At 65.2% G+C, this 17,021-nt stretch carries 17 protein-coding genes; 9 read left to right on the plus strand and 8 right to left on the minus strand.

Annotated features, from left to right (window positions below):
• Positions 1-22: 22 nt before the first annotated feature.
• The 3 genes from M2336_RS15065 to M2336_RS15075 all read right to left on the minus strand — a co-directional run bounded on the left by M2336_RS15065 (position 23) and on the right by M2336_RS15075 (position 4,094).
• Positions 23-2,437 carry a TonB-dependent receptor gene (locus M2336_RS15065; protein WP_264573112.1) on the minus strand — a complete coding sequence of 805 codons (2,415 nt, stop codon included), beginning with the start codon at positions 2,435-2,437 and terminating at the stop codon, positions 23-25.
• Positions 2,438-2,809: 372 nt separating this feature from the next.
• Positions 2,810-3,109 carry a hypothetical protein gene (locus M2336_RS15070; RefSeq protein WP_264573113.1) on the minus strand — a complete coding sequence of 100 codons (300 nt, stop codon included), beginning with the start codon at positions 3,107-3,109 and terminating at the stop codon, positions 2,810-2,812.
• Between the two features lie 34 nt (positions 3,110-3,143).
• On the minus strand, positions 3,144-4,094 hold the full coding sequence (locus tag M2336_RS15075) for a mechanosensitive ion channel family protein (RefSeq protein ID WP_264573114.1): 951 nt from the start codon (positions 4,092-4,094) through the stop codon (positions 3,144-3,146).
• A gap of 425 nt (positions 4,095-4,519) precedes the next feature.
• Between M2336_RS15075 and M2336_RS15080 the strand changes: the two genes are divergently transcribed.
• On the plus strand, positions 4,520-7,327 hold the full coding sequence (locus M2336_RS15080; RefSeq protein ID WP_264593171.1) for a DUF3857 domain-containing protein: 2,808 nt from the start codon (positions 4,520-4,522) through the stop codon (positions 7,325-7,327).
• 187 nt (positions 7,328-7,514) lie between these two features.
• Here the strand turns inward: M2336_RS15080 and purQ are convergent, their stop codons facing one another.
• From purQ to M2336_RS15100, 4 genes are all read right to left on the minus strand, one after another.
• On the minus strand, positions 7,515-8,189 hold the full coding sequence (gene purQ / locus M2336_RS15085) for a phosphoribosylformylglycinamidine synthase subunit PurQ (protein ID WP_264573116.1): 675 nt from the start codon (positions 8,187-8,189) through the stop codon (positions 7,515-7,517).
• Positions 8,190-8,214: 25 nt separating this feature from the next.
• A complete protein-coding gene (gene purS, locus M2336_RS15090) occupies positions 8,215-8,448 on the minus strand; it encodes a phosphoribosylformylglycinamidine synthase subunit PurS (RefSeq protein ID WP_264570683.1) in 234 nt (77 codons plus the stop codon).
• 51 nt (positions 8,449-8,499) lie between these two features.
• Entirely contained in the window at positions 8,500-9,273 is a 774-nt protein-coding gene (locus M2336_RS15095) for a nucleotidyltransferase domain-containing protein (RefSeq protein ID WP_264573117.1), read from the minus strand.
• Between the two features lie 284 nt (positions 9,274-9,557).
• Complete coding sequence (locus M2336_RS15100; protein ID WP_264573118.1) at positions 9,558-10,028, minus strand: DUF6456 domain-containing protein; 471 nt, start codon at positions 10,026-10,028, stop codon at positions 9,558-9,560.
• Positions 10,029-10,125: 97 nt separating this feature from the next.
• Here M2336_RS15100 and M2336_RS15105 point away from each other — a divergent pair, with 97 nt between their 5' ends.
• Together M2336_RS15105 and M2336_RS15110 are read left to right on the plus strand one after the other, a co-directional pair.
• Positions 10,126-10,689, plus strand: coding sequence for a helix-turn-helix domain-containing protein (locus tag M2336_RS15105; protein ID WP_181560009.1), 564 nt, complete (start codon positions 10,126-10,128; stop codon positions 10,687-10,689).
• Between the two features lie 95 nt (positions 10,690-10,784).
• Entirely contained in the window at positions 10,785-11,471 is a 687-nt protein-coding gene (locus M2336_RS15110) for a phytanoyl-CoA dioxygenase family protein (protein WP_264573119.1), read from the plus strand.
• 45 nt (positions 11,472-11,516) lie between these two features.
• Here M2336_RS15110 and M2336_RS15115 read toward each other — a convergent pair whose 3' ends face one another.
• The gene (locus M2336_RS15115) at positions 11,517-11,720 is read right to left on the minus strand and encodes a hypothetical protein (protein WP_264573120.1); all 204 of its coding nucleotides are present in this window, start codon (positions 11,718-11,720) and stop codon (positions 11,517-11,519) included.
• A gap of 124 nt (positions 11,721-11,844) precedes the next feature.
• On the opposite strand from M2336_RS15115, the gene rpiB reads away from it, so the two are divergent.
• The 6 genes from rpiB to M2336_RS15145 all read left to right on the plus strand — a co-directional run bounded on the left by rpiB (position 11,845) and on the right by M2336_RS15145 (position 16,924).
• Complete coding sequence (gene rpiB / locus M2336_RS15120) at positions 11,845-12,297, plus strand: ribose 5-phosphate isomerase B (RefSeq protein WP_264573121.1); 453 nt, start codon at positions 11,845-11,847, stop codon at positions 12,295-12,297.
• A gap of 63 nt (positions 12,298-12,360) precedes the next feature.
• Entirely contained in the window at positions 12,361-13,680 is a 1,320-nt protein-coding gene (gene glyA, locus M2336_RS15125; protein ID WP_264570689.1) for a serine hydroxymethyltransferase, read from the plus strand.
• 16 nt (positions 13,681-13,696) lie between these two features.
• Positions 13,697-13,903 carry a hypothetical protein gene (locus M2336_RS15130; RefSeq protein ID WP_264570690.1) on the plus strand — a complete coding sequence of 69 codons (207 nt, stop codon included), beginning with the start codon at positions 13,697-13,699 and terminating at the stop codon, positions 13,901-13,903.
• The gene (gene nrdR / locus M2336_RS15135; protein ID WP_181560014.1) at positions 13,904-14,365 is read left to right on the plus strand and encodes a transcriptional regulator NrdR; all 462 of its coding nucleotides are present in this window, start codon (positions 13,904-13,906) and stop codon (positions 14,363-14,365) included.
• 77 nt (positions 14,366-14,442) lie between these two features.
• On the plus strand, positions 14,443-15,594 hold the full coding sequence (locus tag M2336_RS15140) for a TrmJ/YjtD family RNA methyltransferase (RefSeq protein WP_264573122.1): 1,152 nt from the start codon (positions 14,443-14,445) through the stop codon (positions 15,592-15,594).
• A 151-nt stretch (positions 15,595-15,745) separates the two neighbouring features.
• A complete protein-coding gene (locus tag M2336_RS15145) occupies positions 15,746-16,924 on the plus strand; it encodes an acyltransferase family protein (protein WP_264573123.1) in 1,179 nt (392 codons plus the stop codon).
• Positions 16,925-17,021 lie beyond the last annotated feature (97 nt).

A 17,021-nucleotide genomic window follows, 5' to 3' on the forward strand; every position in this document is an offset into this window, starting at 1 on the left:
ACCTCAGCCGCCGCGTGAATCCTCAGAACTTGTAGCCGACCGTCAGGCCGTAAGTGCGCGGCGGGAGCCAGGTCACGCCGAGCAGGCGGCCTGTCGCCAGAGCGAAGGTGCTGCTCGGGCGGAATACGTCGAACAGGTTCTTGGCCCAAAGCTGCGCGCGGATGCGGCCGTCGTTGGTCTCATAGGCCAGCGAGGCATCGACCATGGTGTAGGCCGCGCTGCTCTCGATCTCGCGCATATACTCGCTGAAGTAGGTGCGGCTCTTATAGGAGACGTCCACGCTCGGCGTGAAGGTGCCGATGGGCGCAATCACATCATATTCGCCGTGCAGGTTCCACGACCAGCGCGGGCTGTTGCGCGTGTCGTTGCCGGCAAGCTGGATGTTGCCACCGCTCGGCGCACCGAAGGCCGTCGGATCGGGGTTGGTCACGGCGTTATACGGCGTGCCACCAGCGATGTTGGCCGGGTTCAGCGGATCCAGCGTCAGATAATCGACGAAATGCGCATCCGTGTAGGAGAGCGCACCGCTCAGGCGCAGGCCGGGCATCGGGCGCAGCATCGCGTCGAGCTCGATGCCCTTTGCGCGTGTCTTGGCCGCGTTCTGGAAGATCGTGGTGTAGCCGGTCGGGCCGCCCGCGATCGTCTTGTTCAGCTGCAGGCCGTTCAGCGTATAGGCATAGCCCGCGAGGTTCACGGTCAGCATGCGACCGAAGCTCGCCTTGATGCCGGCCTCATGGTTGAACATCTTCTCGGGGTTCACGATCGTGGTGCTGCCTGCGGCATTCTCACCCGAGCCGGCCTTGAAGCCTTCCGAATAGGTGTAATAGAGCAGGATGTCCTGATTGGCCTTCCAGACCAGCCCGGCTTCCGGCGTGAAGTCGCGGAAGGTCTTCTCCACATGCGTGCCCGCGGCGGTGTAGCGCAGCACCGGCCCCACCCCGTTGCGGGTGATGATGATGGAGGGGTTCTCCGACTCCACATGCTCACTGCTCCAGCGGCCGCCGAGCTTCACGCTGAGGCCCGAGAGCGCCTCGCTGAACATGCCAAGCCCGATCTCATACTGGCCGAAGATCGAGAAAGCCTCGGTCAGCAGGTTCGAGCGCGTGCAGACGCGCTTGGGCGCGATGATGTTGCTGCCGCCGGTCACGCCGTTGGGCGAGTATCCGCACAGGCCATAGGCCTCGTTCAGATCAATGCCCGCAGCCTGCAGCACGCCGATATTCTGCGCCATGCCGGTCCGGTTGGCGAGACCGACATTGTCGATCGGCCGCTGGCGCTCATGGAAGAAGAACACGCCGATGGTGCCGTTCACCCATTCGGACTGCAGGCCAAGCCGCAGCTCGTTGCTCCACTGCTTGCTGTCGATCCGGCGCTCCTGCACCGTGGTCGCCTGACCGTTGGTCGGCAGGCTGTCGATCACGGCCGAAAGGTCGAGGTCCTGGAACAGCGAGCTCTTGAAGGAGCGATAGTTGGCGATGTTGGTGACCGTCAGCGCATCGTTGAGTGGCACATTGAGCGTGCCGGTGAAGGCATAGGTCTCGGTCTCGGTGCCCGGGCTGGATTCCGTCGCGAGATCACGCGGGTTGGTCGCATAGCCACCCACGCCGAGCGGGGCCAGACGCGCCACGCCGGGGAAGGATGCGCGCAGATAATGGATCGCGCCGGAGGCGTCGCTCTGGCGGAAATATTCGCCGGAGACCAGCAGCGTCGCCTCACGGCCAAGGTCGAACTCGAGCGAGGCGCGGCCCATGCGGCGGTTGAGGTCGTCGACATCCTTGCCGGAGACCGGGTTGACGCCATAGCCGTCGCGGTTCTCGGTCTTGATCGCCAGACGGGCGCGAATGCCCTCGGTGATCGGGCCGCTGATCGCGGCTTCGGTCGTCAACGCATTGTAGCTGCCATAGCCGATGCGGCCATAGCCGGAGAAGACGTCCGTCGGGCGGGCGGTGATGACGTTGATCGAACCACCCACCGCGTTGCGGCCATAGAGCGTGCCTTGCGGGCCGCGCAGCACCTCGATGCGCTCCAGATCGAAGAGCGAGGTGAGCTGGGCCTCGGCGCGGGCCACGTAAGCACCGTCGACGTGGAAGGCCACGCCGGTCGAGCTGCCCGTGGTCGAGGTGTTGGCACCCACGCCACGAATGAAGATCTTCGCCTGGTTGAAGTCGCTGCCGAAATTCACCGACGGCACGATCGTCTGCAGGTCAGAGATGCTGTTGACGCCAGCGCTGGCGATCCGCTCTGCGCCAAGCGCGCTGACGGCCGCACCGACATCCTGCAGCGATTGCTCGCGCTTCTGGGCCGTGACGATGATCTCCATGCCGTCATCGGCGGCGGTCGCTGTCTGGGCGGCCTGCGGGGTTTGGGCGAGGGCGCTCGTCGAGGCGAGGAGCAGCGCGGGGATGGACGCTTGGATGGACAGGGAAATCCGTTTCATTCTCTCTCTTCCGTTTCTGTTATGCTGGCCCTGCGGGATGGGCATGCATGTTCAATGCGCCCGCACTCACTGAATGCAAGACCCGACTGCCCCAAAGGGCAGTCATATCGTTCATTCGAGACACAGGTGTAGCCTTTGCGCCACGGCTCGCTTTGACCCACGTCAAACCGCCCCGCGCCTTGTCGACACCCGTTGCAAATGCGTATCTGTGCTGCGCGAAGGAGGGGCGCCATGCTGGCATGAAGAGCAGCGATGCGCAGTCCGGACGCTACGGAAACGGGAAGCGCCCGAGCCGGCGGTGGCCGGCTCGGGCGCTCGATGATCGGGCGGATCATCCGGGACGATCCTAAAGAGAGGGAAACGGTGTCGGTGCTATTCGGGGATGGAGCCGTCCTCGTCGTCCATATTCTCCTCGCCTTCATAGGCGCCCATGTCGATGAGGCCGCTGCGATCCATCTGGTTCATCGTGTCCACCAGGTCCGGCGCATCGATGGGCATCACCTGAGCGGGATTCGGCTTGCCGCCATGCTCGGTTTCGGAATCGCCGCGATAGGGATTGGCCTGCGCATCGGCGGCGACATCCTGCGCCTGCGTGCCGCTCTCATCCTGCTCGGCATTGTCCTTGTCGGGATCGTTGAAGTCCAGCGGCGGGGTTTTCTGACTCTGCGTCATGGATAGGCCTCCTATAATGCCGGGGACCAAGCCCTCAGCCTTCGGAGGAAGAACGCGCCCCTGCCCCATCGGTTGCCGCGACCTGCCCCGGCCGCAAGGCGTCCAGTCCAGCCTCGCCCTCCTGGCCGAACAGGCCGCGCACCCGGATTTCCTGCTGCGGCAGCGGGATTTCGATGGCATTCTGGCGCAGGGCATCGTCGATCGCCCAGCAATAGGTCGCCAGCGTGCGCCCCGGTCGTTTGACGGCGGACAGGGTGGGCCAGACGACCAGCTCGAACTTGAGCGCGTTCTCGCCATAGCCGACCAGCCAGACCTGCGTGCGCTTGCGCCCGGCATCCGGCAAGGTCAGCGGCACGGCCTTGGCCGCCTCGATCACGGCGTCGCGTACCTTCTCCTTGTCGGCATTAAGAGCCGTGCGGAACGGAATGTGGACGCGGCGGGTCATGCGGTTGCGCGTCCAGTTGGTCACCTTGCCGTCGATGAGATTGGCATTGGGCACGAGCATGTCGACATCGTCATTGGTCAGCACCGCCGTCGCGCGCGGGCCAATGGAGCGTACCTCGCCCATGGTGCCGTCTTCCAGTTCAACGAAATCGCCGACTTCGATGCTCCGGTCGAACAGCAGCACCAGCCCGCCCACGAAGTTGCGCACGATATCGCGCAGCCCCAAGCCGATGCCGACACCCAGCGCACCAGCGAACAGGGAGAGCGCGGACAGATCGACTCCCAGCGCCGACACCGCCGCTGCAAGCCCGAATGCCACGATGACATAGCGCGCAATCTGCCCGCCGATATGAATGGCGTGGGAGCGCTCCTCCCCCATGGTCTGCTGTGCGCGGCGCACGAACTTCTTGAGTAGCCACACTGCCAGCAGCGCCGTCGAGAAGACAACGATGGCCGAGATGATCGCGCCGATGGTGAGCCCGGACGCCCCGATATAGGCGATGGGTTGGGTCAGCAATGCATCGGCGCCGTTCAAAGCCACATGGCCTCCTGTGGAGTGACCGCACCGTGAGGGCCGGCTAACGGGATGTCAAATCGGTGGCTTGGTCGAAAAGTTCCGGGCCTCCTCAAGTGCCTCACCTGTCCCGTTGCAAGACAAGCTGTCGCAAAACGGCTTCGCGCGGGGCCATGTCGTGCTATTCCGCAGGACATGGAAACCCGGCGTGATGCCATTTACTATCAGCAACTCGCCCGGGTGGCGCGCTTGAAGGCCGACAACTGTGGCGATGCAGATGTCGCCCGCCGCCTGCGCGAGGCCGCTATATTGCATGAGCGCACTGCCCGCCGCCTCCAGCGGGAAGGATCGCCGAGCCAGCCCGAAGAATAATGCGCAGCATCGATAGGGTCGATTGAGCCATTCGTCGCGATCAGCTAACGCCTCATGGCCTGCGCGATGAGGAGAGACGATTGAAACGGCGTATTTTTGCTTCAGCCCTGCTCTGTGGCCTCGCCCTCTCTGCGGTGGCGCGCGCGGGAGAGACGCCGTTATATCAGCCCTCACCGGACTGGGTCATCGCCGCACAGCTTCCCGCGCCGTCCGCGCTTGCCGCGAGCGGCCCCGCCATCCTCATCTTCGACCGCCAGCAGCGCATCGCAGACGGCAGCCTGTGGACCTACTCGGACACCGCGCAGCGCATCACCTCGGCCGAACAGCTCAACCAGCTCGCCAACCTCACCCTGCCCTGGCTGCCGGACAAGGGCGATCTCATCATCCACGAGCTGGCCATCGTGCGCGATGGTCAGAGCATCGATCTGCTGGCCGGTGGCCGCACCTTCACAGTCATCCGGCGCGAGCAGGCGCTGGAGCGGCGCGAACTCACCGGGCTCCTGACCGCGACCATGGCCGTCGAAGGCCTGCGCGTGGGCGACATCCTGCGCCTGCGCGCCTCCACCACCGGCAAGGACGCCGCGCTGGCCGGCCATGTCCAGGCGCTGACGCCGTTGATCACTGCGCCGGTCACGCTCGGTCAGGGTCGCCTGCGCACGCTGTGGGACAATGACAGCCCGGTCAAATGGAAGGTCGGCATTACCGGCATCGAGGCCAAGCCGGTGCGCGGGGCGCGCTTCACCGAGCTGAGCTTCGCCCTGCCCGGCCCGCGCCAGACGGAGATTCCCTCCGATGCGCCCATCCGTTTCCAGCCGCTGCCACTGCTCGAGGTCTCCACGTTCAAGGATTGGGCCGACGTCTCCAGGACGATGTCCCCGCTGTTCGCGACGCAGGGCCTGCTCAAGCCCGGCAGCGCCCTGCTGCAGGAGGTCCAGGCGATCATGGCTGCCGAGCGTACGCCGCTCGGCCGCGCCCAGCGCGCCCTGCGGCTCGTTCAGGACCAGATCCGCTATCTGGCGGTCTCCATGGATGGCGGCAATTATGTCCCGCAAACGCCGGAACAGAGCTGGGCGCTACGCTATGGCGACTGCAAGGCCAAGACACTGATGCTCCTCGCGATGCTGCGCGAAATGGGCATTACGGCAGAGCCCGTGCTCGCCCATGCCCAGCTCGGCGACGCCGTCGTAAATCGCCTCGCCAGCCCGGCTGCCTTCAACCACATTCTCGTGCGCGCGCAGATCGATGGCGAATCCCTGTGGCTGGATGGCACGGGCATTGGCTCGCGGATCGAGGATATCCACGACACGCCACCCTTCCGCTATGTGCTGCCGCTGCGCCCGGAAGGCGCCGATCTCCTGCTGATCGAGCCGCGCAATGCCGGCCGCCCCGCGTTCGACCTGACGATGAGCATGGATGAGACCGCCAGCATCGATCTGCCGAGCGTGTTCGATCTCTCGCTGGTGTTGCGCGGCCTCGCCGCCATGCAGCTCAACGTCGTGCGCACGCAGCTGGACAGCGAGAAGCAGCAGGAGGTGCTTGGCGAGTTCCTCTCCAGCGTGGTCGGCGAATCCCAGTTTGCGGACATCAGCCTCACCGGAGACGATCAGGCCGGGATCGTGACGATTAAGGCGCGCGGCGTCACCGATTCGGAGTGGACGTGGACGGACAAGACCATGCGCCGCGCGGTCGACAAGAGCATCTCGTCGATCAGCTTCGCGCCGGATCGCGCACGTGCGGCCTGGTCCGCCATCCCGGTCGCGACGCCGGCGCCCGAGGGCCGCCATGTTCGCACGACCATCCGCCTGCCCCAGCAGGGCGCGGGCTTCCGCGTTGAGGGCGAGCCTGCGCTCGCAGCGCGCATCGCCGGCTATGATTTCAACCGCGCGCTCAGCCTTGAGAAGGGCGTGCTCACCATCGATGAAGTTGTCGATTCCACCGGCATCGAGATCCCGGCCAGCGAGATCGGCGCCGAGAAGGACCGTCTTGCCACCGCGCAATCGCAAGCGCCGCGCCTGATCGCCCCGGCCAATGCCCTGCGCTCGTGGGACATCACCGGCAAGGACCCCGCCGGCGCGACGCAGATCGCCGCTGCCCAAGCCGTTTACGCCAAGGCCATCGCCGCCAATGCCGACAAGGCCGCGCCCTATCGCGATCGGGCGACCTTCCTCCGCGCCATCAACGATCGCAAGGGCGCCCTGGCCGATCTCGGCAAGGCCATCACGATCGAGCCGGACATCGACCTCTATCTGATGCGCAGCCAGATCCACAAGGAAATGGGCGACCTCAAGGCAGCGCTGGCCGATGCCGAAGCCGGCCGCGCACTCGACCCCGCGTCCGTGGGCGCGGTGTTCAGGGTCGCCAACCTGCGCGCTGAAAGCGGCGATCTGGATAGCGCGGTTGCCCTGCTGGATCAACGCATTGCGCTGGGCGGCGAATCCCGCCGAACGTTCCAGGAGGGCAAGGCCGACATCATCGGCACTTATGGCGACCCGGCCACGGCGCTTGCGCTTGTCGACACGCTGCTGGAAGACCGGCCGGGCACGCCATCGCTGCTCAACATGCGCTGCTGGATCAAGGGGACGCGGCAGGTCGAGATCGAAACAGCCGCGAAGGATTGCACATCGGCACTGGAGTTGAGCAACAGTCCCTATGGCATTTTGGATAGCCGTGCGGTCGTCTCCTATCGCCTCGGCCGCTATGAGGATGCGCTCCGCGATCTCAATGCCGTGCTGAATGCCGTCCCCAATCTCGCGGAAAGCCGCTTCATGCGCGGCGTCGTCCTCGCCCGCTTGGACCGCGGCGCGGAGGGCCAGGCCGATCTCGCCATCGCCCGCCGCATCAAGCCCCGGATCGACGCGGACTATGCGCGCTTCGGCATTGCCCCGTAAGGCAGACCGGCGAGCATCGAGCACCAGCCTATCCCACCTTCGTCACCCCGGACTTGATCCGGGGTCCCGCTGCTTCAATGCGGCCGAAGGTTCAGGCATCCCAAGAAAGCTGGACCCCGGATCAAGTCCAAGGTGACGAGGAAGGGAGGTAAGTCCGCCCGTCGTTCCAACTGGCGCCCGCAAACCCTCAGGCGCGTGCGAGCAGGCCCTCTGTCAGTCCCTCGAACATCCGGCGCCCATCGGTGCTGCCATGGGTCTTCTCGATCGCGCGTTCGGGGTGCGGCATCATGCCGAGCACATTGCCGCCCTCATTGAGGATCCCCGCGATGTTCCGCGCCGATCCATTGACGGCCTCGGCATAGCGGAACGCAACGCGGCCCTCGCCTTCCAGCCGATCCAGCGTCTGCGCATCGGCAAAATAATTGCCGTCATGATGCGCGACGGGGATGTTGATCGTCTCGCCGGCCTCATAGCCGCTGGTGAAGGCGCTTTGGCTGTTCTCCACGGTCAGCGCCACGCTGCGACAAACGAAGTGAATACCGGCATTGCGCATCAGCGCGCCCGGCAGCAGCCCCGCTTCGGTCAGCACCTGAAAACCGTTGCAGATGCCGAGCACATAGGTGCCGCGCGATGCCGCCTGGGCAACGGCCTGCATGATCGGCGAGCGCGCCGCCATGGCGCCGGAGCGCAGATAGTCGCCATAGGAAAAGCCGCCGGGCACGCCGATGAGGTCCAGACCCTCCGGCAATTCCGTCTCGCGATGCCAGACCATCTCGGGCTTGGCGCCGCTCACGGCCTCGAAGGCCACGGCCAGATCGCGGTCGCAATTGGAGCCCGGGAAGACGATGACAGCGCTTTTCATCGGAAACGTCCTTCCTGTCGCCGGCTCAGCCGATCGCCTCGATGCGGTAATTCTCGATCACCGTATTGGCGAGCAACTTGCGGCACATGGCGTCGATCTCGTCTTCGCTGGTGCCGTCGGCCAGATCGAGCTCGATGAGCTTGCCGGCGCGGACGTCATTCACGCCGCCAAAGCCCAGCCCTTCCAGCGCGTGCTGGATCGCCTTGCCCTGCGGATCGAGCACGCCGGATTTCAAGGTGACAAACACGCGGGCTTTCATCGGGACTGTCCTTGTCATGTTGATCGGTGGAGGTGATCGGATGCGCCGGCCCTAGACCTGGTCTTTCGTCGCCGCAAGGGGTGAGCGCGCGTCGATGCGTTGTGCAGCCAGCGCGTCGCGCCGAAACCCGTCGAAGCAGCGCCCACCGACGCGCGCCAGTTCTGCTTCGCCCAGTTGCAGCACGGTGTCAGTTCGCCCGGCGCCGAACAGGTCGGCAAAGGCGGTCTCGTAGCGGCTTGAGAGGCCGGGTTGCGCAGCCTCCAGCTGGCGGGGCAGCCATTTGCCGGCGCCATTCCAGCAGTCGCGGGTGCGCAGGCTCAGTTCCGCCAGCAGCGGGTGGAGTCGCGCACCGATGGCGAGCATCTCGGCGCGGCTGCGCTCGCCGCGCAGATCGTCCAGCGCGTCGGTGATCTGGTAGCGGAGGTCTTCGAGCGCTTCGGCACCCAGCGGCCTTGGCCCCGCCGCAAGCCGCGCCGCGACCTTCGCCTGCAGAACCTTGCCGAGCGCGATCCGCCGCCCGATCACTTCGCCCTCGGCCACCATAGAGAGCAAGGAGGGGCGCCCCTTGGCAATATCCTGCTCCATGAACCAAGCGAGCGTGGAAGGATCGTGCACGAACATTTCGACCGGCACGCCGTCGACCGTCTCCGATTCCCGGTGCGCCAGGGGCAGCGCGCGATAGACCACCACCAGATCGATATCCGACCAGGCGCGCCCTTCACCGCGCATGATGGAACCGGCCACAAAGGCGTAATCGGCTCCGGGAAAGCGTTCGAGGAAAATGGACTTGGCAATGGCCAGCGCGCGCGCGGGATCGGTGATCATGATGGCGGCGCCTTATCAGCCCCGCGCGCGGAAGAAAATGCGCCTGAGCCAGAGCGGACCGGGTTTGAGGTGGTGGCGGGTTGGGGCGGATCGGAAGCCCAGGCGCGGACAAGGTGGGCACCTTCACCGAAGGAACGCGCCCTTCTCCCTCCCTCCGTCATTCCCGCGAACGCGGGAATCCAGGTCAGTGCCAGCGCGTTAAGGCGACGTCGAAGCTGGATTCCCGCGTTCGCGGGAATGACGAGGAAGGGCCGCTATACCAAAATCGTGAAGCGGCGGCTGGCTTATCGAATCCGGTAAAAATCCCCTACCCGATCCAGCGCGAAGCCCAGCACCAGCTTGCCGGCCCGCGCCGGCCAGCCGAGCGCGCGTTCGGCCGCGACGAGGCTTTCGCACGCGCATACGACCCGCCACAGGATATCCACCAGACCGGGGCCGGCCGCAGCCAGCGCGCCATTCAGCCGGTCGCGCGCGCTCATTCTTGCGAGCGTCGGCGCTTGGCCCGGCGCCCCGCCTCGCCCGGCGCGAACCGGTACGGCCGCCAGATCCCAGTTCATCGTTACGCGCGCGCCCATGCCGGCCTGCTCCCAATCGCGGCGCAGCGCCTCGGCGGCATCGAACTGGCGCTGGCTCAGCATCCCACGGGCATGGAGCCAACTCGTCGGCGATTCTGCCATGTTGACCATCACGCGCTCGCGCCGCCCATCGGGCCCTTCGATCACTCGTTCCACTGTCTTACCGCGCCGTTCGGTCATGCCCTGCGTCTCCCGTTTCGAGTCGCAAAAACCATTGCCATGTGGCGACAAATGTAGGACATAGCGAACCGTTAAGGTTAGTAAGTCAGGTGAGCCGATGATTACGAGGATCAGGGAAGTCCGCAAGGCGCGGGGCCTCACGCTGGAGGGAGTGGCGGCCCGCTGCGAGCCGCCGACCACGGCCCAGACCATCGGTCGCCTCGAAACAGGCACGCGAACCGTATCGGTGAAATGGCTCAACCGTATCGCCGCCGCGTTGGACGTGCAGGCCAGCGACCTCGTCGATCTGCCCGCCAGCGAGAAAGTGCCCGTCGCCGCGCTGGTCGGCCCGGATGGCGCCGGCGCGCCCAGCCGCCCGCTCACGCTGGTGCCGCCCGCTGTGCCCAAGGGCGCGCTCGGCATCCGTATGACCGCCGCGCTTGGCGATTACCGCGCCGGAGACGAATTGTGGTGCGAACCCCTGCCGCCGGAGCGGTTTGCCGACGCGCTCAACCGCGACGTGCTGGTGCCCCGCCCCGCCGGCCGCTTCCTCTTCGGCCGCCTCATCGGCCGCGACGGCGCCATGCTCCACCTCCTCCCACTCGGCATCGGCATGCGTCAGCAAGTGGTGAACGACCCTGCCTGGATCGGCCTGCCGGTGCGGCTGATCCGGGATTTGTGATCCTAATCGCGGCACCCGATAATGCGCTCGTCTGGGACTAAAGTTGATGCCGCATCTGCCTCGGCTGCCTGATGCTTTAGCGATGATCTGAACTTATGACGCAACCTGCGGAGCCCTTTTCCCTCACACTCGCAAGAGACGGTGCCGAGCATTTTCATGGCGCCGCTTCAAATTGCCTTGGAGAAATTTGCGAAATATTGAGCACGCTTCCCGGAGGGCAAGCCGGCTTGCGTCTTCGTAACGTAGCGGGCCTCCGGCCTCTTTTGGCATCCACAGGACCAATAGGATCTTTGGCCGCTTCGGTTCTCGGAGAGCGCTGCCAACCGGTTCGAGCGATCCTGTTCGACAAAACCAACGAGACGAATTGGTCGCTCGCGTGGCATCAAGATCGGACAATATGCGTGCAACGCCGATTGGAGGTCGAAGGCTATGGCCCTTGGAGCACGAAAAGCGGGATGCAACATGTTGAGCCGCCCTTCGCCCTGCTTGAGCGGATGCTGACCCTACGCTGCCACATCGATGATGTTCCAGAAGACAATGCGCCACTTCTGGTTGCGCCAGGCTCACATCGCGCCGGCCGGCTTCCCATAACCCAGTATGATAACGTCGTTCAGAAATGTGGGGTGCGGGCCTGCCTAGCTCAAGCTGGCGATGTCTGGGCTTACGCCACGCCCATTCTACATGCTTCCGCCGCCAAAAAGTCCGCGGGACATCGGCGCGTGTTACAGATCGATTACTCGGCAGACGAACTCAAAGGCGGACTGGAATGGCTAGGCATATAATGCCGGCCGACCTGCAACCAGTCAGCTTTGGACTTCAGGCAGCGCTTACTCAGCGGCGTTCGCCAGGCCCGCCGCACCCGGCTCCGCCACCGGGATCGTCCAGATCGTCACATTCATGAACATGACCATCGCCGCGACGATCATCAGCCAGCCGCGCTTGGCATCGTGCCGCCAGCCGATCATGTAGATGCCGCCCACGCCCAGCGCGATGCCGGCGAGCATGAGGATGGAGAGAATGGTCCCGCTCATGGCCGCCCGATAGCGCCAGCCGCGCGGCCACGCAATCCACGGTGGCATTCTGGGCCCGTGGATACTAGATAGCGGCGCGAAGCCGACTCGTTCAGATTCAGAGTTTGGCCGGGGACCTTCTGCCATGCGTATCGCCATCGCTTCCGACCATGCCGCAACCGACCTCAAGGCCGCGCTGGCCGATTGGTTGCGCGAGCAGGGTCATGATGTGAACGATCTTGGCCCCGCCGCGGGCGAGAGCGTCGACTATCCCGATTATGGCTACAAGCTGGCCGCAGAGATCGCGACCGGTCGCGCAGAGCGCGGCGTGGCGCTGTGCGGATCGGGCATCGGCATTTCCATTGCAGTCAATCGCGATCCGGCCTGCCGCTGCGCGCTGGTGAGCGAGCCGCTCTCCGCCCAGCTCTCGCGCGAGCATAATGATGCGAACGTGATCGCGATGGGCGCCCGCCTGATCGGCCCGGAAATGGCCAAGGCCTGCCTCACCGCTTTCCTCACCACCGAATTCGGCGGCGATCGCCACGCCCGTCGCGTCGATAAGCTCGGCAATCCGCCGGCGCTCGCCACGACGGCGTGATGCCGCGCCCTATCCGTTGAACATAATTGAACACAGACGTCTGATAACAAGGAACATCCGCTCATGACTGCCTCGCCAGCCGCTGCCGATCTCGACAACCAGCCCGCCATCCGCGCTCAGGGCTTTTTCTCGACCGGCCTTGCGGACGCCGATCCGGAGGTGTTCGCCGCCATTCAGGGCGAGCTCAAGCGCCAGCAGGACAAGATCGAGCTGATCGCCTCCGAGAACATCGTCAGCAAGGCGGTGCTGGAAGCGACCGGCAGCGTGTTCACCAACAAATATGCCGAGGGCTATCCCGGCAAGCGCTATTATGGTGGCTGCGAGTGGGCCGACGTGGTGGAGAACCTCGCCATCGAGCGCGCCAAGAAGCTCTTCGGGTGCGACTTCGCCAACGTGCAGCCCAATAGCGGCAGCCAGATGAACCAGGCAGTGTTCCTGGCGCTGCTGCAGCCGGGCGACACCTTCATGGGCCTCGATCTGTCCGCGGGTGGCCACCTTACCCATGGGTCGCCGGTCAACATGTCCGGCAAGTGGTTCAACTGCGTGTCCTACGGCGTGCGCAAGGAAGACCAGCTGCTCGATATGGACGAGGTGATCGCCAAGGCCCGCGAGCACAAGCCCAAGCTGATCATCGCGGGCGCCACGGCCTATCCGCGCGTGTGGGACTTCGCGGCTTTCCGCGCTATTGCCGATGAAGTGGGCGCCTATCTGTTGGTCGACATGTCGCACTTCTCCGGCCTCGTCGCGGGTGGCGCGCATCCCTCGCCCTTCCCGCACGCCCATGTCGTGACAACGACCACGCACAAGTCGCTGCGTGGCCCCCGCTCAGGCATCATCCTCACCAATGACGAGGCGCTGGCCAAGAAGTTCAACTCGGCGGTCTTCCCCGGTCTGCAGGGTGGCCCGCTGGTGCATGTCATCGCCGCCAAGGCCGTCGCCTTTGCCGAGGCGCTGCAGCCCGAGTTCAAGGCTTATGCCCACCAGATCGTCGCCAATGCCAAGGCACTGGCGGCCAGTCTCGCCGACGCTGGCGTGGCGGTGGTATCGGGCGGCACAGATAATCACCTGATGCTGATCGACCTGCGCTCGCGCAACACGACTGGCAAGGCGGCCGAGAAGGCGCTGGATCGCGCCTACATCACCTGCAACAAGAACAGCGTGCCGTTCGACACGGCGAGCCCGTTCGTCACCTCCGGCCTGCGCCTCGGCACGCCGGCGGGCACGACGCGCGGGTTCCGCGAGGCCGAGTTCCGCCAGATCGGCGGCTGGATCGCCGAAGTCGTCGAGGGCCTGCGTCGCAATGGCGATGAAGGCGACGGCCAGATCGAGGCGCATGTGCGTGAGAAGGTGAAGGCCCTCACCGCCGCCTTCCCGATCTACTGAGCAAGGACAGCGACCGATGAGCAAGCCCGACGATCTCGCCCAGCGCGCCAAGGCGGAAGCCACCGGCATGGCCAAGCAGGGGCTTGCCCATCCCTCCACCAAGCCAGTGCTGACAGGTGCCGCGATTGGCGCGGTGGCCGGGCTGGTCCTGCCGGTGGTCTCGCTGCCGCTCGGCCTTGTGGCCGGCGCCGGTATCGCCTTCTGGCAGAGGATTCGCCGCTAAATGCGCTGTCCTTATTGCGCCCATGAAGACAGCCAGGTGAAGGACAGCCGCCCCACCGAGGACGGCGCCGCGATCCGCCGCCGCCGCCAGTGCGAAGGCTGCGGCGCGCGCTTCACCACGTTCGAGCGCATCCAGCTACGCGACATCGCCGTCGCGAAATCGAACGGCACCAGCGAGCCCTTCGACCGGGACAAGCTCGCGCGCTCCATCGAAATCGCCTGCCGCAAGCGGGCGATCGACACGGTGCGCATCGAGCGGCTGGTCTCCGGCATCCAGCGCCAGCTCGAAACCAGCGGCGAGACGGAAGTCCCGGCCGCCCGCATCGGCGAACTGGCGATGGAAGGCCTCAAGGGCCTGGACAGCGTCGCGTATATCCGCTTCGCCAGCGTCTATCGCGATTTTACCGAGGCGAAGGATTTTGAGTCCTTTGCAGGGTCGATCCGTGAGGTCGGCCGGGAGTGAGGCACCACGTCGCCCTCACCCCGTTCGCCCTGAGTAGTCACTGAGCCTGTCGAAGTGGCGTATCGAAGGGCCTTGCCATGAGCTTCTACACCTATCTGCTGAAGTGCGCCGATGGCAGCTATTATGCCGGGCATACGGACAATCTGGACCTGCGCATTGCCCAACATGAGTCTGGATCAATTCCCGGCTACACAGCAACGCGCTTGCCAGTCGCTCTTTCGTGGTCGGAATCGTTCGGAACGCGCGAGGAAGCATTGAGTGCGGAGCAACAGATCAAGGGCTGGTCACGCAAGAAGAAGGAAGCGCTGATCGCGGGAGATTTTGCGGCCCTCAAGGAAGCGGCGCGCAAGTCCTTCGATACGCCGCTTCGACAGGCTCAGCAGCAACTCAGGACGAACGGGGAAGAAACAGCCGCATTTCCTTCCGTCAGCGCTACTGCCTCGCCTGCGCTCAGTTCGGCCCTTCGACTTCGCTCAGGGCGAACGGAGGAAAGTGAGCAAGTGCAAGGGCATGACACTCCACGCCCCGTCATCGTCCTCGTCCGCCCTCAACTCGGTGAGAACATCGGCAAGGCGGCGCGGGCGATGCTCAATTTCGGGCTGACCGAGATGCGGCTGGTCACGCCGCGCGATGGTTGGCCCAATCCGGCGGCAGGCCCCGCAGCCGCGGGCGCGGACGAGGTTCTGGCCAACGCGCGGGTGTTCGAGACGCTGGCCGATGCCGTGGCGGACTGTCCGCATGTCTATGCCACCACCGTGCGCAAGCGCGGCGTGACCAAGCCTGTCGTGACGCCGGAAGAAGCCGCGCGGGATATCCACCTTGCGCAAGGGCGCAGTGCCATCGTCTTCGGCCCGGAGCGTTCCGGGCTGGAAACCGACGATGTGGCGCTTGCCCGGGCTATCCTCACGGTGCCGATCAACCCGGAGTTCGGCTCGCTCAACCTCGCGCAGGCCGTCATCCTGTGCGCTTATGAGTGGTCCAAGCAGGCGGCGCTCAGCCAGCCCACCCACACCGACCTGCTGCCCCCCGCCCCGCAGGAAGAGCTGGAGGGCATGATCGCCCAGCTCGATGGCATGCTGGAGCAAGCCGGCTATTTCTACCCGCCAGATCGCGCCCCGGCGACACGGCGCACCCTGCGCGGCGTGCTCACCAAGCCCGGCTGGAACAGCCTGGAGGTGCGGACGCTGCGCGGCGTTCTTTCCGCGCTCGCCAATCCGCGCCCGCGCTGACAATCAGCGACGCTGACACCGCGCGACAGGCCCATTGCCGCCATCTTGCGGGTCAAAACCGACGAACCTCCCTGCCATCGCGGCCAGCCGTGCCACCGCTCTGGTGCCCGAGCGCTTTCTTGTTCAAGGCTGGTGCGCGTCAGGAAGAAGAATGAGAACAGACGTTTCGGGTCGTGAACATCATTGGGACGCCATGCGCGCCCTGCTCATGCTGCTCGGCATTCCCTATCATGTCGCCATGGCCTACCGCGCCAATGACGTGTGGATCGTCAATGCGGGCGAAGGTGATCTCATCTTCACATGGATCGCCGGCATCATCCACCTGTTCAGAATGCCCGCCTTCTTCGTGATCGCTGGTTATTTCGCCGCGCTGCTGCTGATGCGCCGCGCGCCCGGTGCGTGGATGAAGAACCGCCTGATCCGCCTCGGCCTGCCCTTCATCGCGGCGCTGCTCACCCTCAATCCGCTGCTTAACCTGTTCTGCGAACTCTCCAATTTCAGCCTCTGGGGCGCCTTGGGCTCGCTGGAGAAGAACAGCCTGCAATCCGGCGGATATTGGGTACGGCATTTGTGGTTCATCATCGTGCTGCTTTATCTTTGCGGTGCGGCCGCCCTGCTCTGCCATCTCGCACCGCGCGCGGGGCAGGCTGTGCTTCCCGCGCGTATCGATGACTGGCTGGGCCGGCATATGGCAGCGGTCGTGATCGGCCTCGGCGTCGTGATCGGCGCCTGGCAGGCTTACGCGATCGAGCTCTTCTATGCCTGGGGTTTTGCCACCAACCTGCCCCAGCAAATCCTGCGGATCGACCAGTTGATCCAGTTCGCGCCGTGGTTCGCGCTCGGCTGGCTGGTCTGCCGCGCCCCCGAGTTCCGGGCAGCGCTGCACAAGCCTTCCGCGTTGCTTGCGCTCACCGCCCTCGCCGCCACCCTGCTCTACCTCCAGATCGGGCGAGACGTGCATCCAATGACCGAGCGGTTCATCGGCACCATTGCGGCGATCACCATTACGCAAGCCCTCATTGCCGCCACCAAGCGGCTTGCGGACAGGCCAAGCCCGGCGGTGCAGGCGCTGGTAAGCGGGGCCTTCGTGATTTATCTCGTCCATCTGCCGATCACGGCCGGTCTCGTCGTCCTCGGCCAGCACATCCCGATGCCGGTGGTGGTGAAGGCGGGCGTGATCACCGCGCTCACCATGGCACTCAGTTGGGGCTGCTGGCGCATCGTCCAGGCCTCTCCTACCCTACGCCTGCTGTATGACGGCGTGGGGCCGGAGCTTCCGCGCCTGTCCACAGCCCCCGCGCGAAAGACCGCCACCGCGACGGCACCTTGACTTTCCGCCCCTCGCCCGCCATAGGCGCGCCTTCGCAATCGGCCCCGCACCCCGGTGCAGCGGCGGCCCTGCCTCTGAAAATGAGTGTCAGGCGAAA

It is taken from the genome of Sphingobium sp. B1D7B (assembly GCF_025961965.1).
Classification (GTDB): domain Bacteria; phylum Pseudomonadota; class Alphaproteobacteria; order Sphingomonadales; family Sphingomonadaceae; genus Sphingobium.

What these genes read in the sequence shown, in the direction of transcription:
- M2336_RS15065 (WP_264573112.1), bottom strand. Translation starts at nt 2,437, where the DNA reads ATGAAACGGATTTCCCTGTCCATCCAAGCGTCCATCCCCGCGCTGCTC.
- M2336_RS15070 (WP_264573113.1), bottom strand. Translation starts at nt 3,109, where the DNA reads ATGACGCAGAGTCAGAAAACCCCGCCGCTGGACTTCAACGATCCCGAC.
- purQ (WP_264573116.1), bottom strand. Translation starts at nt 8,189, where the DNA reads ATGAAAAGCGCTGTCATCGTCTTCCCGGGCTCCAATTGCGACCGCGAT.
- purS (WP_264570683.1), bottom strand. Translation starts at nt 8,448, where the DNA reads ATGAAAGCCCGCGTGTTTGTCACCTTGAAATCCGGCGTGCTCGATCCG.
- M2336_RS15095 (WP_264573117.1), bottom strand. Translation starts at nt 9,273, where the DNA reads ATGATCACCGATCCCGCGCGCGCGCTGGCCATTGCCAAGTCCATTTTC.
- M2336_RS15100 (WP_264573118.1), bottom strand. Translation starts at nt 10,028, where the DNA reads ATGACCGAACGGCGCGGTAAGACAGTGGAACGAGTGATCGAAGGGCCC.
- M2336_RS15105 (WP_181560009.1), top strand. Translation starts at nt 10,126, where the DNA reads ATGATTACGAGGATCAGGGAAGTCCGCAAGGCGCGGGGCCTCACGCTG.
- M2336_RS15110 (WP_264573119.1), top strand. Translation starts at nt 10,785, where the DNA reads ATGACGCAACCTGCGGAGCCCTTTTCCCTCACACTCGCAAGAGACGGT.
- M2336_RS15115 (WP_264573120.1), bottom strand. Translation starts at nt 11,720, where the DNA reads ATGAGCGGGACCATTCTCTCCATCCTCATGCTCGCCGGCATCGCGCTG.
- rpiB (WP_264573121.1), top strand. Translation starts at nt 11,845, where the DNA reads ATGCGTATCGCCATCGCTTCCGACCATGCCGCAACCGACCTCAAGGCC.
- glyA (WP_264570689.1), top strand. Translation starts at nt 12,361, where the DNA reads ATGACTGCCTCGCCAGCCGCTGCCGATCTCGACAACCAGCCCGCCATC.
- M2336_RS15130 (WP_264570690.1), top strand. Translation starts at nt 13,697, where the DNA reads ATGAGCAAGCCCGACGATCTCGCCCAGCGCGCCAAGGCGGAAGCCACC.
- nrdR (WP_181560014.1), top strand. Translation starts at nt 13,904, where the DNA reads ATGCGCTGTCCTTATTGCGCCCATGAAGACAGCCAGGTGAAGGACAGC.
- M2336_RS15140 (WP_264573122.1), top strand. Translation starts at nt 14,443, where the DNA reads ATGAGCTTCTACACCTATCTGCTGAAGTGCGCCGATGGCAGCTATTAT.
- M2336_RS15145 (WP_264573123.1), top strand. Translation starts at nt 15,746, where the DNA reads ATGAGAACAGACGTTTCGGGTCGTGAACATCATTGGGACGCCATGCGC.